Annotated in this window: 19 protein-coding genes, 1 tRNA gene and 1 pseudogene; 13 read left to right on the forward strand and 8 right to left on the reverse strand. The window is 65.6% G+C overall.

Annotated features, from left to right (window positions below):
- Window positions 1-79 precede the first annotated feature (79 nt).
- Window positions 80-1,645 (forward strand): ATP-binding protein, encoded by a 1,566-nt coding sequence (locus B378_RS0107170; protein WP_017343132.1) that lies wholly within the window; start codon window positions 80-82, stop codon window positions 1,643-1,645.
- A 7-nt stretch (window positions 1,646-1,652) separates the two neighbouring features.
- Here B378_RS0107170 and thrS read toward each other — a convergent pair whose 3' ends face one another.
- Entirely contained in the window at window positions 1,653-3,629 is a 1,977-nt protein-coding gene (gene thrS / locus B378_RS0107175) for a threonine--tRNA ligase (protein WP_026046210.1), read from the reverse strand.
- Between the two features lie 165 nt (window positions 3,630-3,794).
- Here thrS and B378_RS0107180 point away from each other — a divergent pair, with 165 nt between their 5' ends.
- Window positions 3,795-4,775, forward strand: a complete 981-nt coding sequence (locus B378_RS0107180) for a PLP-dependent cysteine synthase family protein (protein ID WP_017343134.1) — start codon at window positions 3,795-3,797, stop codon at window positions 4,773-4,775.
- Between the two features lie 530 nt (window positions 4,776-5,305).
- Here the strand turns inward: B378_RS0107180 and B378_RS0107185 are convergent.
- Both B378_RS0107185 and B378_RS0107190 read right to left on the reverse strand, forming a co-directional pair.
- On the reverse strand, window positions 5,306-5,728 hold the full coding sequence (locus B378_RS0107185) for a CoA-binding protein (RefSeq protein ID WP_017343135.1): 423 nt from the start codon (window positions 5,726-5,728) through the stop codon (window positions 5,306-5,308).
- 82 nt (window positions 5,729-5,810) lie between these two features.
- Window positions 5,811-6,410 carry a hypothetical protein gene (locus B378_RS0107190; protein WP_017343136.1) on the reverse strand — a complete coding sequence of 200 codons (600 nt, stop codon included), beginning with the start codon at window positions 6,408-6,410 and terminating at the stop codon, window positions 5,811-5,813.
- Between the two features lie 332 nt (window positions 6,411-6,742).
- Here B378_RS0107190 and B378_RS0107195 point away from each other — a divergent pair.
- Together B378_RS0107195 and B378_RS16745 are read left to right on the forward strand one after the other, a co-directional pair.
- Window positions 6,743-6,817, forward strand: a tRNA-Arg gene (locus B378_RS0107195).
- Window positions 6,818-7,177: 360 nt separating this feature from the next.
- Window positions 7,178-8,620, forward strand: a complete 1,443-nt coding sequence (locus tag B378_RS16745; protein ID WP_155118194.1) for a HEPN domain-containing protein — start codon at window positions 7,178-7,180, stop codon at window positions 8,618-8,620.
- Window positions 8,621-8,828: 208 nt separating this feature from the next.
- Here B378_RS16745 and B378_RS17290 read toward each other — a convergent pair whose 3' ends face one another.
- The 3 genes and pseudogenes from B378_RS17290 to B378_RS0107205 all read right to left on the reverse strand — a co-directional run bounded on the left by B378_RS17290 (window position 8,829) and on the right by B378_RS0107205 (window position 10,550).
- Complete coding sequence (locus tag B378_RS17290) at window positions 8,829-9,020, reverse strand: hypothetical protein (RefSeq protein ID WP_017343137.1); 192 nt, start codon at window positions 9,018-9,020, stop codon at window positions 8,829-8,831.
- Window positions 9,021-9,332: 312 nt separating this feature from the next.
- Window positions 9,333-9,763: pseudogene (locus B378_RS16380) on the reverse strand (type IV pilin).
- A gap of 334 nt (window positions 9,764-10,097) precedes the next feature.
- The gene (locus tag B378_RS0107205) at window positions 10,098-10,550 is read right to left on the reverse strand and encodes a type IV pilin (protein ID WP_017343138.1); all 453 of its coding nucleotides are present in this window, start codon (window positions 10,548-10,550) and stop codon (window positions 10,098-10,100) included.
- A gap of 203 nt (window positions 10,551-10,753) precedes the next feature.
- Here B378_RS0107205 and B378_RS0107210 point away from each other — a divergent pair, with 203 nt between their 5' ends.
- The 7 genes from B378_RS0107210 to B378_RS0107245 all read left to right on the forward strand — a co-directional run bounded on the left by B378_RS0107210 (window position 10,754) and on the right by B378_RS0107245 (window position 21,313).
- A complete protein-coding gene (locus B378_RS0107210; protein ID WP_017343139.1) occupies window positions 10,754-11,530 on the forward strand; it encodes a hypothetical protein in 777 nt (258 codons plus the stop codon).
- Window positions 11,531-11,707: 177 nt separating this feature from the next.
- Entirely contained in the window at window positions 11,708-12,949 is a 1,242-nt protein-coding gene (locus B378_RS0107215; RefSeq protein ID WP_017343140.1) for a hypothetical protein, read from the forward strand.
- A gap of 68 nt (window positions 12,950-13,017) precedes the next feature.
- Window positions 13,018-13,602 carry a helix-turn-helix domain-containing protein gene (locus tag B378_RS0107220; RefSeq protein ID WP_017343141.1) on the forward strand — a complete coding sequence of 195 codons (585 nt, stop codon included), beginning with the start codon at window positions 13,018-13,020 and terminating at the stop codon, window positions 13,600-13,602.
- 11 nt (window positions 13,603-13,613) lie between these two features.
- On the forward strand, window positions 13,614-14,144 hold the full coding sequence (locus B378_RS0107225; RefSeq protein WP_026046212.1) for a hypothetical protein: 531 nt from the start codon (window positions 13,614-13,616) through the stop codon (window positions 14,142-14,144).
- 87 nt (window positions 14,145-14,231) lie between these two features.
- The gene (locus tag B378_RS0107230) at window positions 14,232-16,904 is read left to right on the forward strand and encodes a PD-(D/E)XK nuclease family protein (RefSeq protein ID WP_017343143.1); all 2,673 of its coding nucleotides are present in this window, start codon (window positions 14,232-14,234) and stop codon (window positions 16,902-16,904) included.
- Window positions 16,901-19,792 carry an exodeoxyribonuclease V subunit beta gene (locus B378_RS0107235; protein ID WP_017343144.1) on the forward strand — a complete coding sequence of 964 codons (2,892 nt, stop codon included), beginning with the start codon at window positions 16,901-16,903 and terminating at the stop codon, window positions 19,790-19,792. Before B378_RS0107230 ends, B378_RS0107235 begins: the two co-directional genes overlap by 4 nt.
- A gap of 156 nt (window positions 19,793-19,948) precedes the next feature.
- Window positions 19,949-21,313 (forward strand): MFS transporter, encoded by a 1,365-nt coding sequence (locus B378_RS0107245; RefSeq protein WP_017343145.1) that lies wholly within the window; start codon window positions 19,949-19,951, stop codon window positions 21,311-21,313.
- 43 nt (window positions 21,314-21,356) lie between these two features.
- Here the strand turns inward: B378_RS0107245 and B378_RS0107250 are convergent, their stop codons facing one another.
- Window positions 21,357-22,466, reverse strand: a complete 1,110-nt coding sequence (locus B378_RS0107250) for a radical SAM protein (protein WP_017343146.1) — start codon at window positions 22,464-22,466, stop codon at window positions 21,357-21,359.
- A gap of 127 nt (window positions 22,467-22,593) precedes the next feature.
- Between B378_RS0107250 and B378_RS0107255 the strand changes: the two genes are divergently transcribed.
- On the forward strand, window positions 22,594-23,484 hold the full coding sequence (locus B378_RS0107255) for a DMT family transporter (protein ID WP_017343147.1): 891 nt from the start codon (window positions 22,594-22,596) through the stop codon (window positions 23,482-23,484).
- Window positions 23,485-24,042: 558 nt separating this feature from the next.
- Here the strand turns inward: B378_RS0107255 and B378_RS0107260 are convergent.
- Entirely contained in the window at window positions 24,043-24,456 is a 414-nt protein-coding gene (locus B378_RS0107260; RefSeq protein ID WP_017343148.1) for a DUF2249 domain-containing protein, read from the reverse strand.
- On the opposite strand from B378_RS0107260, the gene B378_RS0107265 reads away from it, so the two are divergent.
- Window positions 24,455-25,195 (forward strand): helix-turn-helix domain-containing protein, encoded by a 741-nt coding sequence (locus B378_RS0107265; RefSeq protein WP_026046213.1) that lies wholly within the window; start codon window positions 24,455-24,457, stop codon window positions 25,193-25,195. The two genes, B378_RS0107260 and B378_RS0107265, sit on opposite strands and share 2 nt — an antisense overlap.
- The last annotated feature ends 8 nt before the right edge of the window (window positions 25,196-25,203 follow it).

Raw genomic sequence — 25,203 nt, forward strand, 5'->3', positions numbered from 1 at the left:
CGATTCGAAACGCCGTCAGTGAGGCCGATTCGACCGCGGATCCCCGGCACCTAAACCGTCGCGCCGCGTACCCGCTCGCATGCCCGACTCGGCGCGTGGATCGGACTCGGACCAAGACCTCCGAACCGTGCTCGATCGGATGGCGGACGGCTTCTTCGCCCTTGACGCGGACTGGACGGTCACCTACGCCAACGAGGAGGGGCGCCGGATCCTCCGGTCGGCGATGAGCGACGACGCGCTCGGCCCGGACGAGTCGGTCGAGGGCGCGAACCTCTGGGAGTCGATCCCGGGGTCGGCCGAGACGGAGTTCTACGACGAGTACCACCGGGCCATGGCGACCCAAGAGCCGGTCTCGTTCGACTCCTACTACGAGCCGTTAGACACCTGGTTCGAGGCCCGTGTGTTCCCGTCCGACGAGGGGCTCTCGGTCTACCTCCGGGACGTCACCGAGCGGCGCGACTTAGAGCGGCGACAGCGGGAGAGCCTCCGCGCAATCCAGCGGCTGTACGCGGTCTCCTCGGACCACGACCGCACGTTCGAGGAGAAGGTCGAGGCGATCTTGGCGCTCGGCTGCGAGTATCTCGACGTGTCCAACGGGTTCGTCACCCGCATCGAGGACGGGACCCAACACGTCGAGGTCTCTCACGCCGAACACCCCCTCTTGCAGCCCGGAGAGACCTGCCCGCTCGACGAGGCGTACTGCAAGCGGACCATCGAGCGCGACACGCTGTTGACGGTCGTCGACGCGACCGATGAGGGGTGGGCCGGCGACCCCGCACACGAGAACTTCGGGCTCGAGACGTACATCGGCGGGAAGGTCGAGGTCGACGGGGAGCAGTACGGGACGCTGTGTTTCGCCGCCACGACGCCGCGCGGCGAGCCGTTCACGGACACGCAGCGGACGTTCGTGGAACTGCTGACGCGGTGGGTGAGCTACGAGTTAGAGCGGCAGCGCGCGGCCGAGCGGCTCGAACGCGAGCGCGACCGGCTTGAGGAGTTCGCGAGCGTCGTGAGCCACGACCTCCGGAACCCGCTCACGGCCGCGAGGGGACGGGTCGACCTCCTCGCCGACGAGTCCGACAGCGAGCACGTCGAGGCGATCGAGCGGTCGCTCTCGCGGATGGAAAGGCTCATCGAGGACCTGCTCACGCTGGCGCGGGAGGGGGACGACGTCGACGACCCGGAGCCCGTCGACCTCGTCGCGCTCGCGAGGGACGCCTGGAAGACGACGGACAGCGGGAGCGGAGCGTTCCGCGCCGCGGTCGACGAACTCGAAATCTCGGCCGACGAGGCGCGGCTCAGACAGCTTTTAGAGAACTTGTTCCGAAACGCCGTGGAGCACAACTCCACGAGCAGTCGGGCGGAGCCCGACGATGCCGTAGAACACGGCGGCGACGACGTGACCGTCACCGTCGGGCCGCTCGCGGACGGCGACGGGTTCTACGTCGCCGACGACGGGACGGGAATCCCCGAAGCCGAGCGCGAGCAGGTGTTCGAGACTGGGTACACGACGGACCCCGAGGGGACCGGATTCGGCCTGAACATCGTCGCGGAGATCGCCGACGCGCACGGCTGGGCGGTCCGGGCGGTCGAGTCCGAGGACAGGGGCGCGCGGTTCGAGGTCAGCGGCGTCGAGCCGGCCTGAACGCCGACTACTCCGCGTCGACGAAGTCCGGCTCCGTCCGCTTCTCGTCGCGCTCGTCGACGAGGTGGTCGACGAACGCGTCGAGGTCGACGTCGCCGCGCTGGTTCTCGAAGCGGTCGCGGACCGAGACCGTCCCCGCCTCCTGCTCGTCGTCGCCGACGATCACCATGTACGGGAGGCGGTCGTCGTGGCCCGCGCGGATCTTGCGGCCGACGGTCCAGTCGCGGTCCTCGACCTCGACGCGGAACCCGGCGTCCTCCAGTTCGTTTTTCACGCGGTGGGCGTAGCCGAGCGTCTCGTCGGAGACGGGGAGGATGCGGACCTGCTCGGGCGCGAGCCACAGCGGGAAGTTGCCGTCGAAGTGCTCGATGAGGACCATGAAGAAGCGCTCGTAGCTCCCGTACAGCGCGCGGTGGATCATCACGGGCTGGTGGTCCTCGTTGTCCTCGCCCGTGTAGGTCAGATCGAACCGGTCGGGCATGTTGAAGTCCAGCTGGACGGTCGGGCCGTCCCAGACGCGGCCCAAGGCGTCCTCGAAGCCGAAGTCGATCTTCGGCCCGTAGAAGGCGCCGTCGCCCGGCTCGACGTCGTAGTCGTAGCCGCCGGATTCGAGCACGTCGCGGAGCTGCTCCTCCGCGGACTCCCAGATCTCGTCGCCGCCGACCGACTTATCGGGACGAGTCGCGAGCGCGACCTCGACCTCTAAGTCGAGCGTCTCGACGACCTCGAAGATCATCTCGATGACGGACTCGATCTCTTGGCGGATCTGGTCCGGCCGGACGAACAGGTGGCCGTCGTCGATGGTGAACGACCAGACGCGCGACAGGCCCGACAGCTCGCCGCGCTGCTCTTTCCGGTACACCTTCCCGTTCTCGAAGTAGCGCTGCGGGAGGTCGCGGTACGACCAGTTCTGCTGGTCGAAGATGGTCGCGTGGCCCGGGCAGTTCATCGGCTTGAGGCCGTACTCCTCGTCGTTGACGTCGAGGAGGAACATGTCGTCCTTGTAGTTCTCGTAGTGGCCGGACTGCTTCCACAGCTCCGTCCGGAACACGTGCGGCGTCTCGACCTCCTCGTAGCCGTGGTCGCGGTTGAGCTCGTTCGCGAAGTCGGACAGCTCGCGCAGCACGGTCTTCCCCGGCGGGTGGTACAGCGGGAGCCCCGGCCCGGTCACCGTCGGGATCGAGAAGAGGTTCATCTCCTGGCCGATCTTCCGGTGGTCGCGCTCCTGGGCCTGCTCGCGCAGTTCGAGGTACTCCTCGAGGTCCGACTCGCTCGCGAAGGCGGTGCCGTACACGCGCGTCAGCGAGTCGTTCTCCTCGTCGCCGCGCCAGTAGGCGGCGGACACCTCCAGCAGCGTCGCGGCGCCGATCTCGCCGGTCGACTCGACGTGGGGGCCCTGACAGAGGTCCTCCCAGCCGTCTTGGACGTAGAAGGTGACCTCCTCGCCGTCGGCCTCCTCGTCGAGGATCTGCCGCTTGTACTCGTTGTCGGCGTAGACCTCCGTCGCCTCTTCGCGCGACCGGACCTCGCGCTCGATGTCGTAGTCCGCCGCGATGATCTCGTCCATCTCGTCTTCGATGGCGGCCAGGTCGTCCTCGTCGACGTCGACGTCGGTGACGTCGTAGTAGAAGCCGTCGTCGGTCGGCGGCCCGATCGTCAGCGTCGCCTCCGGGTGGAGCCGCTGGAGCGCCTGCGCGAACACGTGGGCCGCAGAGTGGCGCAACACCGTGAGGTACTCGTCCGACTGGTCGGTGACGATCTCGATCCGATCGCCGTCGTCGACCTCGGCGTACTTCTCGACGAGTTCGCCGTCGATCTTCCCCGCGACGGTGTCGCGACCGAGCCCGGGGCCGATCTCGAAGGCGACGTCCTCGACTGTCGACCCTGCCGGCACGGTCAGCTCTGATCCGTCCGGCAGGACGACCGTCACCTCGGCCTCCGCATCGGTCTCGCTCATACAGCATCGGAGCCGGACGACCGCCATAAGTGTGTTCGATCCGTGGCGTGGGCTCGCACGCGCGGCCGGACTCGCCGCCCCGAACTCCGGCAATGACCCCCGCTCTCCGGCAAGGGCTGCCGCCGCTCCGGAGCCCCGGATCCGGCGGGAGCGATGGCAACACACAAATCCCGAGGCAACGTTTGCCGCGCCATGACCGATCATCGGGAGCCCCTGTCGTCGGTGTTGGAGACGATCGGGGAGACGCCGCTCGTCGAGGTCCACGACGCGCCGGAGTCGGTGCCGGTGTACGCCAAGCTGGAGTCGTTCAACCCCGGTGCGAGCGTCAAGGACCGCATCGGGAAGTACATGCTCGAACGCATGCTGGAGCGCGGCGACGTCGGTGAGGGCGGCACCGTGGTCGAGCCGACCGCCGGCAACACCGGGATCGGGCTCGCCGTCGCGGCCAAGCAGCTGGGGTTGGAGGCGATCTTCGTCGTCCCCGAGCGCTTCTCGGTGGAGAAACAGCAGCTCATGCGTGCGCTCGGCGCGGAGGTCGTAAACACGCCGAGCGACGAGGGGATGGGGCTCGCGATCGACCGTGCCCACCAGATCGCGGAGGAGCTGGACGACGCGGTCGTCCCCCAGCAGTTCTCGAACCCGCTCAACGCGGAGGCGCACTACGAGACGACCGCGCCCGAGATCGACGCGGCGCTTGACGGCGAGGTGGGCGCCGTCGTCGCCGGCTGCGGCACCGGCGGCACGCTGATGGGGATCGCCCGCTACTTCCGCGAGCGCGACCCGGACACCCACGTCGTCGCGGTCGAGCCCGCCGGCTCCGCGTACCGCGAGTTCCTCGGCGAGGACGTCGACCACGAGGAGTACAAGACCGAGGGGATCGGCACCCACGACACCGAGCGGAACGAGCTGTTCGATCCCGACCTCGTCGACGAGATAGTCGCGATCGACGACCGCGACGTCCACGAGGAGATGAGTCGGCTCGCGAGCGAGGAGGGCCACCTCGTCGCCTCCTCGTCGGCCGCCAACGCGATCGCGGCGAAACGCGTCGCCCGCGAGGTGCGCGACGGCGCGATCAACGCCCCGCACGACACGGTCGTCACCGTCTTCCCCGACTCCTCCGAGCGCTACCTCTCGAAGGGCGTCTACCGCAGCTTCGAGGAGTGGGAGGGGTGATTCGTTCGAGGGGGGCGTCGTGATCGCGAGCGGTGCGATATTTAAATAGGATCTGAGCGGCGGCAACGATCGTTTATAAATATCCGCGGTGGCGCGTGCCTGCGAGCGGCCGGAGCGAAGCGGAGGCCGCGAGGAGCACGCGCGAGGGAGTCGCTGGCGGTCGAGCGAAGCGAAGGCCGCCAGCGACGAGGCTGGGGAGGCGTGAGGCGCTGTGCTGTGCGGGGCGGGACTCAAAGGGGCAGCCGTGAGGCGGGCGCAGGCGACGCAAGCACCGCAGCGAAGGAGCGGTAGCGACTGAGCGAGGAGCACAGCGAGCGTGCGCCCGCCTCGCGGCTGGGGCTTTGGCGGTGTTCACCGCAGACGCACTGTCTATTTATAAATAGCCGACCGCGACAGCCCGATTTTTCTTATTAACAACCCCGGATGATCCGATTCACCCACTTTCCCAACAATCAAGACGAACGCTTCGGCGACCGGCTATTGCGGATTTAAACCGCCTGAGAGAGGGAATGGCAACAGATCTGTGCCGCTCACCCACGCAGTCGACCGTGTTCGACCTTGAGACAGTGGTCCTGAACCACGTCGATTCCGTCGGCCTCGGCGGCCGCGGCCGCCTCGTCGTGGCTGATCCCTAACTGGAGCCACAGCGCGCCGGCGTCGCCCCGTTCGGCGTGCCGCTCGCGGACGGCGTCGACGACGTCCGGAACCTCCTCGCTCGGCCGGAACACGTCGACGAGGTCGATCTCCTCCTCGACGTCGCCCAGCGCGTCGTACGCTGGTTCGCCGAGGACCTCGTCGGCGAACGGATTCACCGGGACGATCCGGTACCCCTGCTTCTGGAGGTACGCGGGCACGTCGTGCGCGGCCTTTCCGGGCGTCGTCGAACAGCCGACGACCGCTATCGTCTCGGCGTCGAGCAGGCGGTCGAGGCCCGCGTCGTCGGTGATGGGCATGACTTCTCCTACGGTCGCGACGCGATTAAGCGGATCCCACGTCGTCGCGGTCCGGGAACTGGCGCGGGCCGCCGTCTCCCGGTCAGGGGAGCCGGATCTCGGGCTCGCCGTCCTCGGGGACGGTGACGATGCCGTCGAACAGCTGTTTGAGCGTGTTCATCGCCTGGTCGTCGTGGGCCGTCGAGTCGATGCTGTACAGCCCGAGGCCGTCGACGCTCTGGACGCGGCCGGTGAACACGTGGAGGAACCGGAACACCGTCTGGAGGTCGGAGTACATCAGCAGCGTCGACAGCGAGTGGACCATCACGCGGTTCCGCTCGATGCCGCGGTCGCCGAACGCCTGGAGGAACTCGGAGAGCTTGATCCCGATCCCCGTCATGTCCACCGGCGAGGAGGCGTACTTGATCCGGTCGGACTCGCGGGTGTCGCCGCCCTGCTGGCGGGTGACGCAGTCGACGACCGCGACGGGCTTCCCCTCGTAGGGCGTCCGCTTCTCGTAGTCGCGGAGCACCCGGTCGGCGCCGTCCTTCGTGGTGACGACGATGGCGCCCTCGTCGCGGTCGGTCCCCGCGGCGAGGACGTCCATCATGATGGACCGCTTCCCGCTGAGCGGCGGGCCGGTCAACATGATGTTGGTCCCGGGGTCGACCTCGGCGTCGAAGTGCGGCGTCAGCTCATACATGGACGCACCTCGGGGGCGACGTCGTCGGCGCGAGCCACTCGTTCGGCCGCGAGGCCGGGCGACCAAGACACATCTACTACCTGAACATGCCCGCTCCGAATAATATTCTTTTTGATCGCCCCTTGCGAGACGGCGGCGCGACTCGGTGCGGTCGTGGACCCGATCAGGCGTCGAATTCGGGCACGACCCTGGGATCCCACACCCCCGGATCGCGGGAACGTGTCACGTCCGCGAATCGATCGACCGCCGGAGTCGGCGCGGAACCGTCGGACTGCGCGGCGGCGATTTCGGATCGCGGGACTTAACACGCTCTCGGAAGTACACGGCGATGAGGGCGCTTAGCTCAGTTTGGACAGAGTGCTTGGCTTCGGACCAAGTTGCCACGGGTTCAAATCCTGTAGCGCCCACTTACTTACCGAGCATTTCGCGGCTACTGCTGATTCTTTCGTAGCGACTCGCTACGCTACGGAATCGGGCGAAGCGATTCTTTCCGGACCCGGCCCTGAAATCGGGTTCAATACGTCACCGATCGCGACCCCCTCGGGTCGAGCGATCGATCCTCTCTACCGGCTGGTTCGCGACGATCTCGACCGCAACACAAGCACGGATCCGGGCTCGACGAGCTGCTCGTCGACGCCGAACCGACACCGGGGGGTCGGTTGGCGGTTAGGGTGTGGCTAAGGCCACACAGCTAAGGTACCTGCTGTGCTTTCAGGATCTCACACAATTGCCGGCATCTTTTTACATACTTGTTTATTGTCTGAACTATGGAGAGTAGAACGTATCAAGGAAATTGGTGGATAGAGAATTACCCCGACGAAATGTTTTCTGGAACACTTGAGTATCACCCATCAGAGGGGGCTGAACTACGCCTACTCAGTGACTTCCCCGACGCTAAGCGGGGACCCAGTAGAGGATCTCAGAGATATAGCAAAATTATGGGAGTTAATGAGGATGGGGAAATGATAACACTGATTGATTGTATTCGTGATTCATACTCTATTTCAAACGGATTGCCAACATCTGTCTATAAGGCCCGCTATTTGGTTGAGGGATTTGCGTTTCAAGCCATGAACCCAGCACTGGATAGAATGTATCTTTCTTTCTATGGTTTGAATAAGTGGGCAGCATTGGCCAACCCTCGACCAGGGGACCAGGCGCTACAAGCACAGTCGGGAGCTCCCGATCAAATATCTATCCTTGTTGATATGCCGGATCAAATCTCTGCTTGGCGCAATGGGATTAAACTCGGACTGGAAGTTAAGACTAATATGAAACTTGAAAGATTTGAGAGGGGTTCGCTTGATATCCAACACAGATTTTCTATTAATCCTCGTCGCCCACAGATGCCTCTAAAAAAGTATATACCACATATAACAAAACTCAATAATTTCGTTTCACTCGGTATGGGGCACTCAGTAGACCCAAGTGAAATAACTGCCAAAATTCGAACATATGGTGGTCCTCCGGAGAATGTCGAGATCTTCTATCAGGTTCGGAGAGAGCCTACGAAGGACATCAGTGTACATCCATCTCGAATGCCGTTTAGGCCACCAGAAATCGCAGATTCGTTTTCAAGGGTGTTGAATTACTGGTACGATAGGAGTGAAGAGATCGGTGATATTTACGAGTTATACTTTGCTACGGTACATCAAGATCAAATGTATGTTGACAATAAAATACTCAGTCTGTGCCACGGTTTGGAATCATACCACAGAAATCGTTTCAGCAATACATACATGTCCAAAACAGACTATGATGACTTATACGACGATATAATTGATTTATTGACGCGAAATCCTTCGGACGTATACCCCCAATTAAGCAAGTCGACAGACAATTTGCGTGACATACATGATATTCCAAGTTCTTTTGTTCAGTCTCTGAAAGACGGGACAATAAAACATGCTAATAGTAAATCTCTTAGAAAACGATTGAACGAGATAACAGAAGCAGTTGAACCGATTATTGAGGATCTTCCCTATTCAATACTTGGTGATGAGAAATTGACGGCAGACACTCGAAATTATTTTTCCCACCGTACCAAAGCTCTAGAAAAGAAAGCGGCACATGGACCGGACCGTACGAAGCTAGTTTGGGGACTCCAACAGCTGATTGAAGCGTGTTTGCTCATAGAGATAGGGATAAAGCCAGACTTGATTCAAAAACGACTTGAGAGCAGATACGAGAATCGGTGGGTCAGCAATTAGCAATCTATTGTAGACGGACCGAGAGAATTTGAGCCTCCCGCGAATGACTCCGATAATGTGTCTCACTGGGATTCGTCCAATCTGTGATTTCTAAGTCCCGAGCCCGAACCGTCTGCGACGACACGACAATTATTTCTCTCCCTTCTGCCCGGTACCACATGAGCGCGTAGCCGCCGTCAGCGTCGGCGAGCGTCTCGTGCTGGTCCTCCTAAAACTTGAACGTCGGTCGAACGCCGTTGGCCATCGACCCCTTCACGTCCCACGGGCGGCCGTCCTCGTCGCTCGCGCCGAACTTGAGTCCGTCCACGACCGGATAGTCGAGCGTGAGCGAGTAGCAGTCCGTCGCCCACAGCTCGACGAGCTTCCCGTACCGACCGACGATCGCCGGATCGTAGCTCACAGCGATCCTCGTTTGGGTTGCGGTTGGTCGCCACGCCGATCGCTGTCGACGAGCGAATTTCAACCGAACCTCAGCCGCGCGGTCCTCACAGATTCAGATCTTTCGCCCAGATCGCACGCTTATAAACAATTGTCCGTGGCTGTGTCGGCTAAGCTCTTCTGACGTCGTGCTCGCCCACATGATTCAGTTGAAACAGAACATTTGCGAGACTTATGATGGATTGGATCCTGCGACGATCAGCAGTTCAACACCGATTTGCTTGGCTTGTGGTACGGAACAAAAATAGAAAGCTGGTGGAGAGGGTAGCAGTCGTTATGGACTACTGAAGTCGGCTGCTGCCTCAAAGATCACGTTCCCACTCGGGTCGTGGATAAGCTGAACCGTAGCTTCACCGCCTGGGAATTCATCTGGGTTGGCTTCCGTGAAGGTTCTTGTTTCACCCGTTTGCCAGTCACCACTGCCACTAATAGAGGCATTATCGAACCTTGTCCCATCAATCGAGAGGGTGAGATCACCGGTAGGAATTGCTTGCCCTCCAGTTTTGGTAATATCAACTGAGGTATCGTCAGCACTCTCAACATCGAAGCTTGCCTGCGGCGCGGTGTCACCTAACTGGTCGCCGAGTCCGAGAACGAACGTCCCGATAACGGCCGCGAGGATGACAGTAATCGCGACCATGAGGATGCGCCGATAACGGGACTCACTGCCCTGTCGTCCGCGTTGGATTGGTTGCTTGGTTTCATTGTTTGAACCCAGCGGCCATCGTTGAACGCGGTCTCGAGAGAACTCTGGCGTCGTCGATGCCGGAGACAACCCCGAGCCCGTTCAGATCGGTTGCTGGTTACTACTTAGTCTAGAAGGTCTACTTATGTACTTGATGGCGCGAATATCAACGGAGAAAATTAGTGGATGGATAAAATAATTGGAGTATTTCTCAGTTCTATGAATCCCACAGCTCGGTCCTAATCGGGATCTACAGCGTTTATGAGTACCCGAGTAGGTGACAGAAAGCTGTTGATGGTAACAATCGATCTCTGAGATCAGAGAAATGAACGAGTGAAGAATTAATTTAGATTCTTAGCTGACTTCCGCTGTGTCCTCGTAGATCACGTTCCCACTCGGATCGTGGATGAGTCTGATTTCCACGGTATCACCGGTATCGTACCCGCTACCGATCAGTCCCACAGTTCCCTTAACCCCACTTTGCCAAGGATCTGAAAGGCTGGAATTGCTCGCGACAGTTCCGCTTCTGGTGCCGTCAAGGGATATTGTAATTTGACTCGGATCAATATCCTGACCGCCCGTCTTTGTGATTCCGACATTCACGTCACCGGGTGGGGTGGCGTTTAGTGTCACTTCATCTACCTCGAAACTCGCCTGCGGCGCGGTGTCACCTAACTGGTCGCCGAGTCCGAGGACGAACGTCCCGATAACGGCCGCCAGGATAACGGTAATCGCGACCATGAGGATGACGCCGATGACGGGACTCACTGCCCTGTCGTCCGCGTTGGATTGGGTGCTTGGTTTCATTGTTTGAACCCAGCGGCCACCGACGAACGAGATTTAGGAGGATCGGGTGCCGCCGTCGACGCCCGAGACAACCCTACGCTCGTTCAGATCGGTTGCTGGTTACTCGCAGAGAAGCAGGAGTGACATATGTACTTATTGCCACGAATATCAACGGAGAAAATTGGACAGATAGGGTCAAATTCGTTGACGTGATTACAGTGATTATGGACCCCACGGCCCGGTCTCTCTCCCGGACGTACAGCGATCGCGTGTATCCGGACCCGTGGGAGAAGGTCCTCGATTACCGCCGCGTCCGCGAGTACGCCGCCGGACACGAGAATACCGGCCGAAATCACGTCGGGCGCGCGCTCGATCTCCCCGCCGAGCGCGTCCGCGGCTGGCTCGAAGACGCCGTTCCCGATCCGGTTCGAGGGATCAACTCGGCGATCGACCGCGGCTGGCTCGATCCGGATCCCGACAGCGAGACGGCCGCCGCGCTCGTCGACCTGCTCGCGCACGTCCTCGCCGGCGGGAGCATCCCCGCCGACAACTACGCTCCCGCGGTGACGCCGGGAGAACGCGTGAGCGCCGCGGAGATTCGAGCGGCCTTCGAGCGCGTCGGCGTCGAGACGCGCACCCGCAACGCCGACACGCCCGGCCGCGCGACCGAGGTCGTCCCCACCTGTGACGGAACGGTCCTCGGTCGATGCCTCGTCGCGATGGGCGCGCCGACCGGCGCGAAGACGTCGCTCGACCAGCTCCCTGCGGTCGTGTGGGACGTTCCTCGGTCGGTCCGGCGGTCGTTCGCGCGGACCTACGTTCGACACCGCGGGCTGAACTACGCCGACAAGTCGACGACGCGCGTTCAGGTCGAACGGCCGAGTTCGTTCATCGCGGAACTGCGCGAGGTGCTCGACGACGTGATCGACGAACGCGTGACTACGGCCGACGCCGGACTCACCATCTCCGCGGCCGCAGCCCGCGAACTCGGCGTCGAGTAGCGCCGCCGGGTCAGTCCGCTACCCTTCGGGTTCGTCCGCGTCGAGGGCGTCGAGTTCCTCCGGCCGGTCGTAAAAGGTCATACTCGAAGTAATGATTACCGCGATAATGACCCATATCCTCCTCCCGGGCTCACCGTTACCCCCATCTTCATGAGCCGGTGATAACATCTGACCGTCATGGCAAGCGCGGCGTCGCCGCTCTCGGAACCGCGCGTGTTGGCGCACGCGAAGCGCCGTCTGTTCCCCGCCGACGCGGACGACGGGTACGCGGTCGTCGACACGCAGTTCTCGTCCGACCGGTGGCTCGCGAACGAGTCCATCGATCCGGCGATCACGGACGAACTGGCGCCGTTCAACCACGTCCGCGTCGGCTCCGGCTACCCCGACCTCGTCGGCGTGCGACTGTTGAGCGACGAGCTACTGGCCGTGGACCGCCTCGGCGACGACCCGCCGCTGGTGGTCGTCGAAGCGAAGGGCCACACGAACCGGCGCGACGCCGACGTCGAGCGCGGCATCGTTCAGGCGTACGACCGGCTCCACGAGGCGAACGCCGCGTACGTCGCGGTCCCGGCGGACACCGTCTCCCAGTCCGCCAGAACCCTCGCTCGCGAACTCAACGTCGGCGTCCTCGGCGTGGCCCCCGACGGCACCGTCGATCCGGTCGAAACGCCGCGCGTCGTCGGGAACCGAACGACGACCGAGACGACGGCCATCCGGTTCCAGGCCGGCGCGCAGGGCGTCGCCGGCAAGTCGTTCGGCCTCAACCACCCGAAGAACTACCTCGCGTACCCCCTCGCGGTCTCCCACGAGCGCGACACGGAACGGGTCCTCGCGGAGCACGTCGTGCGCGCCACCGACGACGCCCGGACGGGGGCGGCCTTCCTGAACCTCATCGACGACCAACCCGCCTCTCCCCGGCTGACACCCCTCGGCCGGGAGGTCGTCAGGTTCGCGCTGCGGGAGTACGGGTCGGTCGAGGCCGCGATAGCGACGTTCGACGACTGGAAGCGCTCGCGGGAGCGCTTCTGTGACCTTGCGCCGAAGTGGGGCATGCTCACGAGGCGCGTCGTCTACGACTATCCGGCGACGCAGCTGCTCGTCGAGGAGCTCCAGCACATGCACGAGGACGGGATCAGTGAGCCGAGCCTCCCGGACGTCGTCGCGTACCTCCACGAGTTACACCCGTCGTTCACGGTCGAACTGTTCGTCCGCGGGGACGACGACGTCCGGAGCCGCGTCCTGAACGCCGACGGGGAGTTACAGCGCGAGCCCCTCACCGACGGGGAGGTCTACCACTCGCCCACCGTGTTCCAGCTGAAGGCGGTGCTGTATCACGCCGGAATCCTGACTTCACGGGGCGCGGAACCGTCGAATCTGGACCCGGCGAGCGACGTTTGGGCGTTACGCGAGTCGGTGTAACACGATTCAGTCTCGGTTCCGAGACGTGCCCCAAAGCGTTATTACACAACACATGAATTATGTATTGTATGTCAAAAACCGCCGAGGGGCCTGAGCGCGCCGTTAACGGCCTCCTGTCGGTGGCCCAGCTGTTGGAGGAGCCACGGCTGGCGCGGCTGTACACGTTCGTCCTCCGTGAGGGGGGCGTCACGATCGACGGCGTCGTTGACGCGTTGGAGATGCCGCGGACGACCGCGTACTCCGATACGGGCACGCTCGTTGAGCTCGGGGTATTGACGCGAGACGAAGAACAGAAGACGCACGTCTATTCGGCGGTCCCGATCACGCTCACCGTCGACCTCGACGGGGACGAATACACGGTCACTCCGATCCTCATCGAAGCGATCGGACGCGCACCCCGCGATCGGGATCTCGATCTCCTGCTCGAAAAGCACGGTCTGGGAAAGCTCGCGGCCGCACTAACGTACGCGATCCCCTACGCCGAAGGCGAGATGTCGGAGCGGGTCGCTGCCCGTGAACTCGATCTGCAGCCCGCGTTCGCTATCGCCGTCTTACAGGCCCTCCGAGAGGTCGTCCTCGACATGGAGTCGGTCGACCCGTACTTCGAGGACATCCGGAGTGCCAGCGAGCGACCGCCGGAGACAGCGGACTGACGGCAGCAGCGATGAGTGGGGCATTCGATCCGATACAGGCGGATGTCCTCTGGGTCGCGGATACGGGGCTGTTTGTCGCCTGGGGCCGCCAGCGGAACAACAAGTACACCGCGCTGGAGCGGTTCGCCGGGCGGAACGACATCACGTTGGTGATTCCACAGCGTGTGTACGACGAACTCGGTGGCGCACCGGATCGGAGTACACCGGGCCAGACCCCGATCAACAGCGCGATCGATGCGGGGTGGGTGGCGGTCGCTGACGAACCGGACTACACGAACGGTACCGTGTCGCAGGTGATGGACGACGTGCGGACGTTCATCGCACGGTCGTCGAATCGACGGGAGGATCAGATTGAGAAGGCGGACACCGCGCTCGCGGCGGTTGCGGCGGAACGTCTCGACACGGGCGACGTAGCGTTCGCGTGTATCGTGACAGCCGACATCGACGCTGGTGAGGGAATCGTCTCTGTACTCTCGCGAAACGGGTTCGACGACCGCGTTCAGTTCAAGAATGGATTCGAGCTGATCGAAGAGATCACCTGATGAGGAGCAACCGTTCGCTGTACGAGTGAGACGATCGAGGGCGGCGTCCCCGCTATCTTTTTGTGACTCGTCCGGGTCGCGGTAGTCGTGCCTATTCGGAGAGCGAAACCCGCGGAGACACTCTACGCGGAGGTCGCCGACTACGACCTCGTCGTGACTCCCGACGCCGCGCTGGCGAGCGCGATCAACCGCCGCCTCGACCGCCCGCACTTCGGGACGTTCGCGACCACGCCGCGTCGCCTCGCTGCCGGCCGGCGCGAGCAGGCGGAGGACCGCCGCGCGTTCCTCGAGCTGGTCACCGAGACGGACCACGACTGGAAGGCGGTCGCGTACGCCGTCGGGAACGTCCTCCAGTGTTGGGAACACACAGGCCGCCTCGACGCGATCTTGGAGTACGACGCCTACGTCGACGACGCGACCCGCGAGGTCGTCGACGTCATGCGGACCCTCCGCACGACGTCGAAGCGACTCAGCGAGTACACGGTCGACGAGGACCTGTCGGTCAACGGGGATCGGTCCGTTGACGGGGATCGGTCGGTCGCCGGGGGTCGGTCCGTTGACGGGGATCGGTCGGTCAATGGGGATCAGTCCGTCGCGGTCGTCGGCCACGATCAGCTGACCGAGCTGGAACGGAGCGTCCTCCCGGAGGAGTTCGACCGCGTCGAGCTGTTCGCCGACGAGGCGTTCGACCACCCGCCCTTCCACGTCTTCGAGTCGGCGACGGACGTCGTCGCCGCGCTCCTCGACACGGTCTCGGCGCGCAACGCCGAGCACGTCGCCGTCGTCCTCGACGGCGGCGGGAAGTACTCCTCGCTCGTCGAGTCCGCGTTCGAGGCGGCGGACGTCCCCTTCTACGGCGGTCCGGGGTTCGCCGACGACCCGCACCACAGGGCGTTCGTCCGGCTCCTCCGGCTCTGCTTCCGGGGATCCGAGACGACCGTCGGCGACGCCGCTCCGGTCCTCACGCAGCTGGGGATCGACGCGCCCATCGCCGACCGCGAGCGGCGACTGGCGGCGGTCGACCGACCGGGTGTGGAGTGGCTGCGAACGTTCCGCGACCGTCTCGAGGACCGGACGTTCGCGGAGGCGCTCGACGCGTACGCGTCCGAGGCAGGCGTGGAACTGAGCCGGCTCGACGAGGAGCTGGAGAGCCTCGGCCTCGCCGACGAACTCGTGACGGACGGCGCCGTCGACCGGCTCGCCTACTACCTCCAGACGTACGAGGTCCCGGTCGACAGGGACAACGAGGGCGTCCTCCTCGCCGACGCGAAGTCCTCCGCGTACGTCGATCGCCCCGTCGTCTTCCACCTCGGCATGGGCGAGGAGTGGACGCACTCGGCGCCCCAGCGGCCGTGGGTGGACACCGAGGCGCAGTTCGACCGCTACGTCGGGAGCTTCCAGCGCCTGCTCCAGAGCGGCGACCGGCAGTACTACCTCGTTCAGGACGCGGCCGGCGGGGAGCCGATCACCCCCTGTCTGTACCTCGGCGACCTGCTCGACGAGGAGTTCGAGCGGTTCAGCGACCTCGACTCGGTCGAACACCGGCGGCGGCCGCGGGCCACGGGCGCGGGCTTCGAGCGCGAGTCGACCGGGGTCGACCCCCAGTCGGTCGAGACGGTCAGCCAGTCGACGCTCAACAGCTACGTCAACAGCCCGCGGGACTACCTCTTCGGGCGGCTCCTCGACACCCCCGACCAGGAGCGGTTCGTCGAGGGGAACCTCTTCCACGACTTCGCGGAGTTCTACGTGAACCACCCCGACGTCGTCGCGGCGGCCGACCTCGACGACCTCGTCGACGCCATGCTCGCGGAGACGGAGGCGTTCTTCTCGGCCGCCGACGAGCCGCTCCGCCGCCGGACGTATCGCGTCGGCCTGGACCTGATAACGGAGTACCTCGACGAGGAGGGACCAGAGTCGGACGAGTTCCTCACGCCGGCGTCGGGGTGGGGAACGAACTTCTTCGCCGAGCACTTCGACGAGCCGGTCGACTCCCCGCTCACCGAGCGCTGGTTCGAGGACGACGCCCTCGGCGTGAAGGGGAAGATCGACCTCGTGCGGTCGCCGACGCAGCTTCTCGACTACAAGAGCGGCCGCAAGAAGCGGCTCACGCAGGTCGTCAAGGGCGCGGCGCTCGACCCGCCGGCGGACGCGCCGAACTTCCAGGCCGCGCTGTACCTGACCTACTACCGGACGGTCCGCCCGGACGAGCGCATAGAGTTCACGTTCTTCCACTTCCTCGAACCGATGGCCGACGCCGTCGCGGGCGACGCCGACCTCGACGACGCGCTCACGACGGTCACCTACCACCCGATCTCGTTCGACGAGTACATCGGGTCCCGGGAGGCCTTCGAGCGGCTGCTGGACGGCTACAACGACTGCCGAGAGACGTTCGAGGACCTCGGCTACGCCGCATACGAGGAGATCGTGGCGCCCCTGACGTTTCCCGAGACGACGGAGCGAGACGAGCTGCGCGACTCCGAGTTCGCCGAGCGGTTCACCGCCGCCGTCGACGCGGCGACGTCCGCGGACGTCGACGCCGAGAAGGGCGTGGACCAAGCGATCCGAGAGTTCAACGGTATCCGCAAGCGGGCGTTCTTCCGCGAGGACTTAGACGCCTTCGAGGCGTTCATCGACGAGCGCATAGAGGAGCTCAACGCCCGGCGGGCCGGCGAGGAGCGGTTCCCGGTCGACGGGCTTGCCGGCGAGCCGAACTACCGGCGCGTGGACAACCGCGACCTGCTGTTGGGGGACGAGCGATGAGCGAGCCGACGCCGAACGACGTCCAGCGGGAGCTCATCGAGAGCACGGAGGGCCCGTACCTCGTCGACGCCGGTCCCGGGACGGGGAAGACGTTCGCCGTCACCCGTCGCTACGGGCGGATCGTCGACCGACCCGACGTGGAACCGGAGGACGTGCTCTTAGCGACGTTCACGCGGAGTGCCGCGACGGAGATGAAAGAGCGGATCGTCGACCACAGCGGGTACGGGCTGCGGGAGCTGGCCGACGCCCCGATCCGGACGTTCCACTCGCACTGCCACGAGATCCTCCAGGAACACGGGTACGCCGCGCCGACGCACCTCGGCCTCGACGAGCGGATCACGGGCTCGACGCGGATCCTCGAAGACGAGCTGATCGAGGCCGAGCGGTTCCGCGAGTTCTTCGGCGGCTTCCGCGACGACCACCCGGAACACGCCGACTTCTATCGCATCCTCTCCGCGCCGGGCGAGCTACTCGACCTGATCGAGGAGCTCGCGTCGAAGGGAATCTTCCCGACGACGGACGGGTGGTATCGGGACGGAGAAGCGCACCTCGACGGCGACTTCGAGGCGTTCGAAGCGCGGTTCGACGAGGCGAACCGACCCCGAAACGACGGCCGGAAACAGTCGGAGCTGCGCGATGACCTGAGCCGCTTCGGTCGGGACAAGGCGTACCGGGCGGACGCGCCGTCGAAGTCGACGCTCCGGGGCGGCCGCGGGACGAAGCGGCTCGACGACGACGTGGCGCGACAGGTCTTCTACGAGGAGCGCGACGGGCTCAAGGCGTTCGTCCACGACGTCTACGTCGAGTACCTGCGATTCGCGCTGCGCCGCAACTACCTATCCTTCAGCTTCCTCCAGCTGTTCGCGTTCGTCCTCCTCTGCGAGGACGAGCGCGCTCGGGAGGCGGCGACGATCGAGTACGTCATGGTCGACGAGTTCCAGGACACGAGCGAGGTCCAGTTCAAGCTCGCGCTGCTGTTGTCGGGCACTGACAACTTCTGCGTCGTCGGCGACTGGAAGCAGAGCATCTACTCGTTCCAGTACGCGGACGTGGACAACATCTTAGAGTTCGAAGACCGGCTGGAGCGGTTCGCCGCCGACCTCAACGACGACGCGGACAGGGTCCCGTTCGACTCGCCCGACCCGATCCGGATCGAACTGCGGGAGAACTACCGGTCCACCGAGTCCGTCATCGACCTCTCCGAGCGAGCGATCGTGACGCCGGCGTCGAGCGGCGACACAGTCGGGACCGGCCTCGACGACGTCGTCGCCCTCTCCTCGAACGCCGCCTTCGACAACACGGTCGTCGAGGGGATCCGCCACGAGGACGAACACGAGGCCGTCCTCTCGAAGGTCCAGGAGATAGTCGGTAACGACGACTACGCCGTCGAGGGCGAGGACGGCGAGCCGCGTCCGCCGGAGTACGGGGATATCGCGGTGTTCACGCGAACGCGGGACTACGGCCGCGAGCTCCTCGACGTCGCCGCCGAGTACGACTTCCCGGTGGCCTACGACGGCGGGGTCGAGCTGTTTCGGACCGACCCGGCGAAGCTGCTGCTCGCGTGGCTCCGAATCTTAGAGTCGGACGCCGACCGCGGCTGGGCCGTGGTACTCGAACGGGCCGGGTATGCGTTCGACGAGATCGATCACGCCCTTGAGACGGGGACGTACCCGACCGAGCCGACGGAGTTCCGCGACGAGCTCCGCGAACTGGAGTCGGTCGGCGCGGTGGCGCGCCGCGTCCTCGACCGCTACGGGTACGCGGGCGACGTCGCTGACGTCCTCCTCCACACGCTCCAGTCCGTCCACGACTCGACGACGGCGACCCGCGGGGAGCTGATCCGGCACATCGAGCGCGGCGTCGAGACCGGCAGCACCGTCGACGTCCGCGCGACCGCGGGCGACGACGCGGTGACCGTTCAGACGATTCACACGGCGAAGGGGCTGGAGTACCCGATCGTCGTCATGGCGAACATGAACGAGGGGCGCTTCCCGCCGCGGAGCGGCGGATCGAGCGTGATAGGGTACCGCGACCCGGTCGGCCTCCGACAGCGGAAGATCTACTCGGAGGAGGGCGCTCACCCGCACGTGTACGACAACTGGCGGCACGACGTCATCAGGCGCTGTCTGCCGCGCGAGTACGACGAGGAGCGGCGGCTGCTGTACGTCGCGGTCACGCGTGCGGAGAGCCACGTCGTGTTCGCTGCCGGGGAGGACCCGAACACGTTCCTCGAGGAGCTCCCGGTCGCGGTCGAGGAGATCGAACCGGACGTCGAGCCGCTCGACCGCGGCGAGCCGGGCGACGCGGAGCTGCCGTTCGCGGTGACGGCGCCGGACGGGCCGATCGGTCACTCACCGCACTCGCTGATGGACGAGTCGGTGTTCGAGGAGGCCGGAGAGCGTCGGGAGGCCGGCCCGGATCACGAATCCGAACCCGAGACGCGGGGAATGGACTTCGGCTCGCGCGTCCACGACTTCGCGGAAGCCTACGCCCTCGGCGACGACGAGACGCCGTCGAACGACCACGAGCGGCGGATCGTCGAACTGCTCGACGGGCTGTCGGGCGAGAAACACGTCGAGGAGCCGGTGACGCTCCCGATCGACGTCGACGGCCGCCGGGTCACCGTCTCGGGAATCGTCGACCTCGTCCACGTGACTGCCGACCGGGTCGAGGTGATCGACTACAAGACGGACGCGACGCGGCGCGCCCAGTCGGAGTACAAAAAGCAGCTCAGCGTCTACTACCACGTCCTCGACGAGTGGTTCCCCGAGAAGGCGGTCGAGACGAGCCTGTTCTACACGAGCGACGGGACGCGCGAACCGATCGAGCCGCACTCTATCGAGGAGCTGCGCGCGCTCGTCCGGTCGGCCGAGGCGGAGTCCGACTGACGGAGGCGGATACCGAGAGACAGAACCGGACCCCGAATTACGGAGTCGGATTTTTGTCGGCTCGCACCGGAGGTCGGGTATGACCGCTGCCCTCGCACCGCCGGCTCGGATCGGAGCCGACGACCGCGACCGTCTCGCGACATCGGGGGACGACGCGTGAGCGACGACCCGACGGGTACCGAGGCGGAGGGGTCCGGCGCGCTCGACGCGTTCAGGCGGTTCTTTGCCTTAGAGCGAGATGTCCTCGTCTTATCGGTCGCGATGTTCGCGTTCAGTCTGGGATTCCAGATGACGAATCGGTACCTCCCGGAGTACATGGTGGCGCTCGGCGCGTCCGGGTTCGTCGTCGGCCTGTTCGGCACGTTCGGCAACGTCATCTCGGCGCTGTACCCGTACCCCGGCGGCGCGGTCTCGGACCGGATCGGGTCGCGCTACGCGCTGACGCTGTTCGGGCTCCTCTCGACGCTCGGCTTCCTCGTCTGGCTGGTCGCTCCGGGGATCGGCGCGATCACCGTCGCCGGAGTCTCCCTCGAGCCGTGGGTCTGGATCTTCGTCGGCCTCGTCCTCGCGCAGGCGTGGAAGTCGTTCGGCCTCGGCGCGACGTTCGCCGTGGTCAAGCAGGCGACGGACCCCTCGCGGCTGGCCGCGGGGTTCGCCAGCACGGAGACGTTCCGGCGGACGGCGTTCCTCGTCGGGCCGGTGCTGGCGGCCGTCCTCATCGGGCTTCGCGCCGACTTCACCGTGAGCTTCCAGTACGTCCTCGCGGTCGCGGTCGTTTTCGGCGTCCTCGGAACCGCGGTCCAGCACGTCCTCTACGACGCGAGCGGCGACTCCCTCGGCGACTCGTTCGCGGGGCTCGACCAGATTCGGCGGGACCTCCGCGAGATGCCGGAACCCCTCCGGCCGCTGCTCGTCGGCGACACGCTCGTCCGGTTCGCGAACGGGATGGTGTACGTGTTCTTCGTCCTCGTCGTCACGCAGTTCTTCGAGGTCGGGCTGGACGCCACCGTCGCGCTCGCCGGCTTCTCCTACGCCGTCGACCTCTCTCCGCAGGCGTTCTTCGGCTACCTCCTCGGCGTCGAGATGCTCGTCGCGCTGCTTATCATGGTCCCCGCCTCGAAGCTCGCGGAGCGCGTCGGACTGAAGCCGGTGGTCGCGGTCGGCTTCGCGGTGTACGCCGTCTTCCCCGTCGTGTTGATCTACGCGCCGACGCTGGCGGGGTCGGCGCTGCCGCTCTGGGCCGTCATGATCGCCGTCTTCGCGTTCTCCGGTCTGCGGTTCGCCGGGCTCCCGTCGCACAAGGCGCTGATCGTCGGGCCGGCGGAACGGGGAACCGGCGGCCGCGTCACCGGGACGTACTACCTGATCCGGAACACGATCGTGATCCCGAGCGCCGCGCTCGGCGGGTATCTGTGGGACTTCGTCAGCCCCGAAATCGCGTTCACCGTCGCGGCCGTCATCGGCGTCGTCGGGACCGGCTACTTCCTCGCGTTCGGCGAGGAGTTCGAGGCATACGCCTGAGGCCGAGCCCGGACGCCGAGCGCTCGGTCGCCGGCGGCGCGACTCAGTCCGCCGGCTCCGGTCGGTCGCCATCTTCGCCCGCGCCGCGCTGCCGTTCCGGAAGCGGCCCGTCGTACCCCTCGGGGACGTACGGGCACAGCGGGTCGCTGCCGGTCGGATCGCCGGTGACGGCGTAGGCGCGCGACCGGCTCCCGCCGCAGACGTGGCGGAACTCACAGGCGCCGCACTTCCCCGAGAAGCCGTCGGGGTCGCGGAGGGATTCAAAGAGGTCAGAATTGCGGTAGACGTCAACGACCGACCGATCGCGCACGTTCCCGGCCGATTCGGGGAGGAACCCCGATGGGTACACCTCGCCCGTGTGGCTGACGAACGCGAACCCGCGCCCGGCCGTGACCCCGCCCCGTCGCTGGGCGGCCCCGTCGGGCGCCCCCGCCTCGGCCCGCTGGATACCCACGCGGCGGTAAAAGGGCGCCTCGGTCGTCTTGACGCCGAAGTGCTCCTCCTCCGAGACCTCGTGGAGCCACGCCATCGCCTCCTCGGCGCGCTCGGGCGAGACGGGGTCGAGGACGCGGCCGCGACCGACCGGGACGAGGAAGAAGACGCTCCAGAGGACGGCGCCGATGTCGCGGACGCGGTCGCGGATCGCGGGGAGGTCGTCGACCGTGTCCGCGCAGACGGTGGTGTTGACCTGGAGCGGGATCCCGGCGTCGCGGGCGGCGCGGGCGGCCGCGACCGTGTCCGCGAAGCTCTCCTCGCCGCGGAACGCGTCGTGGCGCTCCCGGGTCGAGCCGTCGAGGCTGAGCGCCATCCGCGCGATCCCCGCGTCCCCGAGGTCGCGGACGCGCTCCGGCGTGAGAGACCGGGTTCCGCTCGGCGTGATCGTCATCCGGAGGCCCAGGTCGTCGCCGTGCGCGACCAGCTCGGTGAGGTCGTCGCGCGCGAGCGGGTCGCCCCCCGAGAGGACGGCTAACTGCCCGTCGCCGAACGCGGCGGCGTCCGCCAGCAGTCGCTTCCCCTCTGCGGTCGTCAGCTCGTCCGGGTGCCGCTGCGGCCGTGCGTCGGCCCGGCAGTGCCGACACGCGAGCCCGCAGGCCTGCGTCACCTCCCAGACGAGGACCAGCGGCCGCCGGTCCGTGTCGAGGTCGTCGAACATCGCTTACGTTCCGCTACGATCCCGACCCGTTTGGGGCCGTCCCCGAACGTGTTCCCCAGCGGTCGCAGCGGGCGATACCCGGACTGGTTCGACGGGTACTTCGCTGTCGACGGCGACCTCCTCGTGAATGAGTCGCTACCGGACGGCCGGCCGCTTCGTGCTGCTGTGTGCGGTCTGGGGAACGGCGTTCATGGCGACGGACGTCGGCCTCGCGGACCTCCCCGCGGTGCCGTTCGCGGCCGTGCGCTTCGACGTCGCCGCCGCGCTGCTGTTCGGCGCCGTCCTCGCCACCGGTGCGGATGTCCGCCCCCGGACTCGGGACGACTACGTCTACGTGCTGGTCGGCGGTGCCCTCATCATCGGCGCCCATCACGCGTTCCTCTTCGCCGGCCAGCGGTACGTCACGGGCGCCGTCGCCGCCGTGCTGTTGGGGCTGGTCCCCGTGGTGACCCCGGCGCTCACGCGGCTCGTCACGACCGACGAGGAGTTCACCGCCGCCACCGCGCTCGGCGTCGCGCTCGGGTTCGTCGGCGTCGTCGTCATCGCCGACCCCGACCCCGCGAACCTCGCGGACAGCGTCCTCGGCGTCGCGCTCGTGCTCGCGTCAGCGCTCGCGTTCGCCGTCGCCGCGGTCGTCACCCACAGCCGGTCGCCGTCGATGTCGTTCCTCTCCACGCAGGCGTGGATGATGGCGGTCGGCGCGGGAGTCCTCCACGCCGCCGTGCTCGCGCTCCCCGGTCAGTCGTTCGCGGCCGCCACGTGGACTCCGTCCGCGCTCGGCGCCGTCGCCTACCTCTCCGCGGTCGCCGGCGTCGGTGGGTTCCTGCTGTACTTCACGCTCCTCGACGACCTCGGCCCCATCGAGATGAGCTTCATCGAGTACGTGATCCCCGTGTTCGCGGCGCTGGCGGGCTGGTTCGTCCTCGGGCAGGAAGTGACGCCCGCGGCCGTCGTCGGGTTCGCGTTCATTCTGGCGGGGTTCGTCGCCGCGAAGTGGCGGGCGCTGCGTGGAACGTAGCGGCGCGCGGTACGGGTTCACGGCTCTGTTGAAATCCTGTTCTTCAGATAGACTTTCACCTGAAACAGCAAGTCGATCGGAGCCGCTTCTTGATCGAGTGCGGGAGTACGTGTCGTACGTCGCTCAGTATGATGGCGTGGGTGTTTATATACCGAATCGCGGTGTTGCTGTCGGCTGTTTATAAATGATCGACGCTGCTGTGGTGAACGCCTTCAAAGCCCCAGTCGCGACGGCTCGCGCGCCTTGCTGTGCTCCTCAGTCGCTCGTTTCACTCGCTCCTTTCGGTGCTTGCTGCGGCGTGCTTCGCCCTCGCGACTGCCCCTTTGAGTCCCACCCCGCACCGCAACCGCACAGCACCTCACACCTCCCCAGCCTCGTCGCTGGCGGCGGTCGCCGCCAGCGACTCCCTCGCGCCGTCGGTTCGCGGCCCTCCGGGCCGCTCACCGGGGCGCGCCACCGCCTGACAGTTATAAGCTCTCGTCGCCGTCACTCGTAGTTATTTAAATAAAATATCGCGGCAGCCGATCTGAGATACCCACTCCCGAAATCGCTCGATCGTTAGGTCGCGGTCGCGTCGCCCTCGCTTGCCCGGTCACCCTCGCCGGCCCCCTCGCCCGAACTCGCCGTTTCGCCGTCCGCCGGCCAGATCGCCGTGACGACCGCGTCGGTCGCGTCGGTCTCGACTGCCGCGTACGCGAACCCGCGGTCCTCTAAGCGCGGGAAGAGGAACTTCGGGGTCCGGTCGTTGTACTGGACCAAGACGTCGCCGTCACCGAGGGTCTCGACGCGTTCGAGCGTCTCGCGCAGCGGCTTCGGCGGCCCGAGGGCCCGGACGTCGAGGGAGACTGTCTCCCCGTCGGTCGGCGCGTCCGTCCGCTCGGCCACCGCCCGTTCGACCGCCGCCTGATCGCCGGGTTCGGAGCTCATCTTCGACGATACGAAGCCGATCTCCGGGTCGTTTGTGACGAACATGTTCCGGCGGCCGCGGAGCCGAAGCTACTTCCACCGTGACGCCGAATTCACGGGTATGGCACAGGCACGCCTCCGCGTGACGATTCCGGACGGCCCGTGGGTCGGCGACGTCTCGCGAGAACACCCGGACGCGCGGTTCCAGGTGTTGACCGCGACGCCCGAAGACGGCGCGGGGTTCGCGCTGGTTCGGGTCACCGCGGACGACACGGACCCGGTCCTCGACGCGATCGACGACCACGAGACGATCACCCACTCGTCGGTGATGGCCGAGGACGACGGAATGGTCACCGTTCAGGTCGAGGCACTCGTCCCGCTCCTCCAGACCGTCGCCCGCCGGGCGGGCGTCCCCATCGAGATGCCGGTCGAGATCCGCGACGGCGTCGCCCGCGTCGACGTGACCGGCGACCACGAGCGCGTCGCGAAGTTCGGTGACGCGCTCCGCGACGTGGGCGCGGAGTTCGAAGTCGAGTACGTCCAGCAGCGCGTGAACCCGGGCGGGTCGCTCACCGAGCGCCAGCGCGAGGTCCTCTTCGAGGCGGTCGACCGCGGCTACTACGACGTGCCCCGGGAGACCACGCTCACCGAGGTGGCCGAGCACGTCGGGATCGCGAAGTCGACCTGTAGCGAGGTGCTCCAGCGCGTCGAGCGCACCATCGTCCGGGAGTTCGTCGACGACCTCCCGCGCCGTCCGGTGGAGTTCGAATCGCCCGAAGACGACGGGATCGAGCGGATCCAGTAGCGGTCGGG

The sequence above is a fragment of the Halorubrum sp. T3 genome, assembly GCF_000296615.1.
In the GTDB taxonomy this organism is placed as follows: domain Archaea; phylum Halobacteriota; class Halobacteria; order Halobacteriales; family Haloferacaceae; genus Halorubrum; species Halorubrum ruber.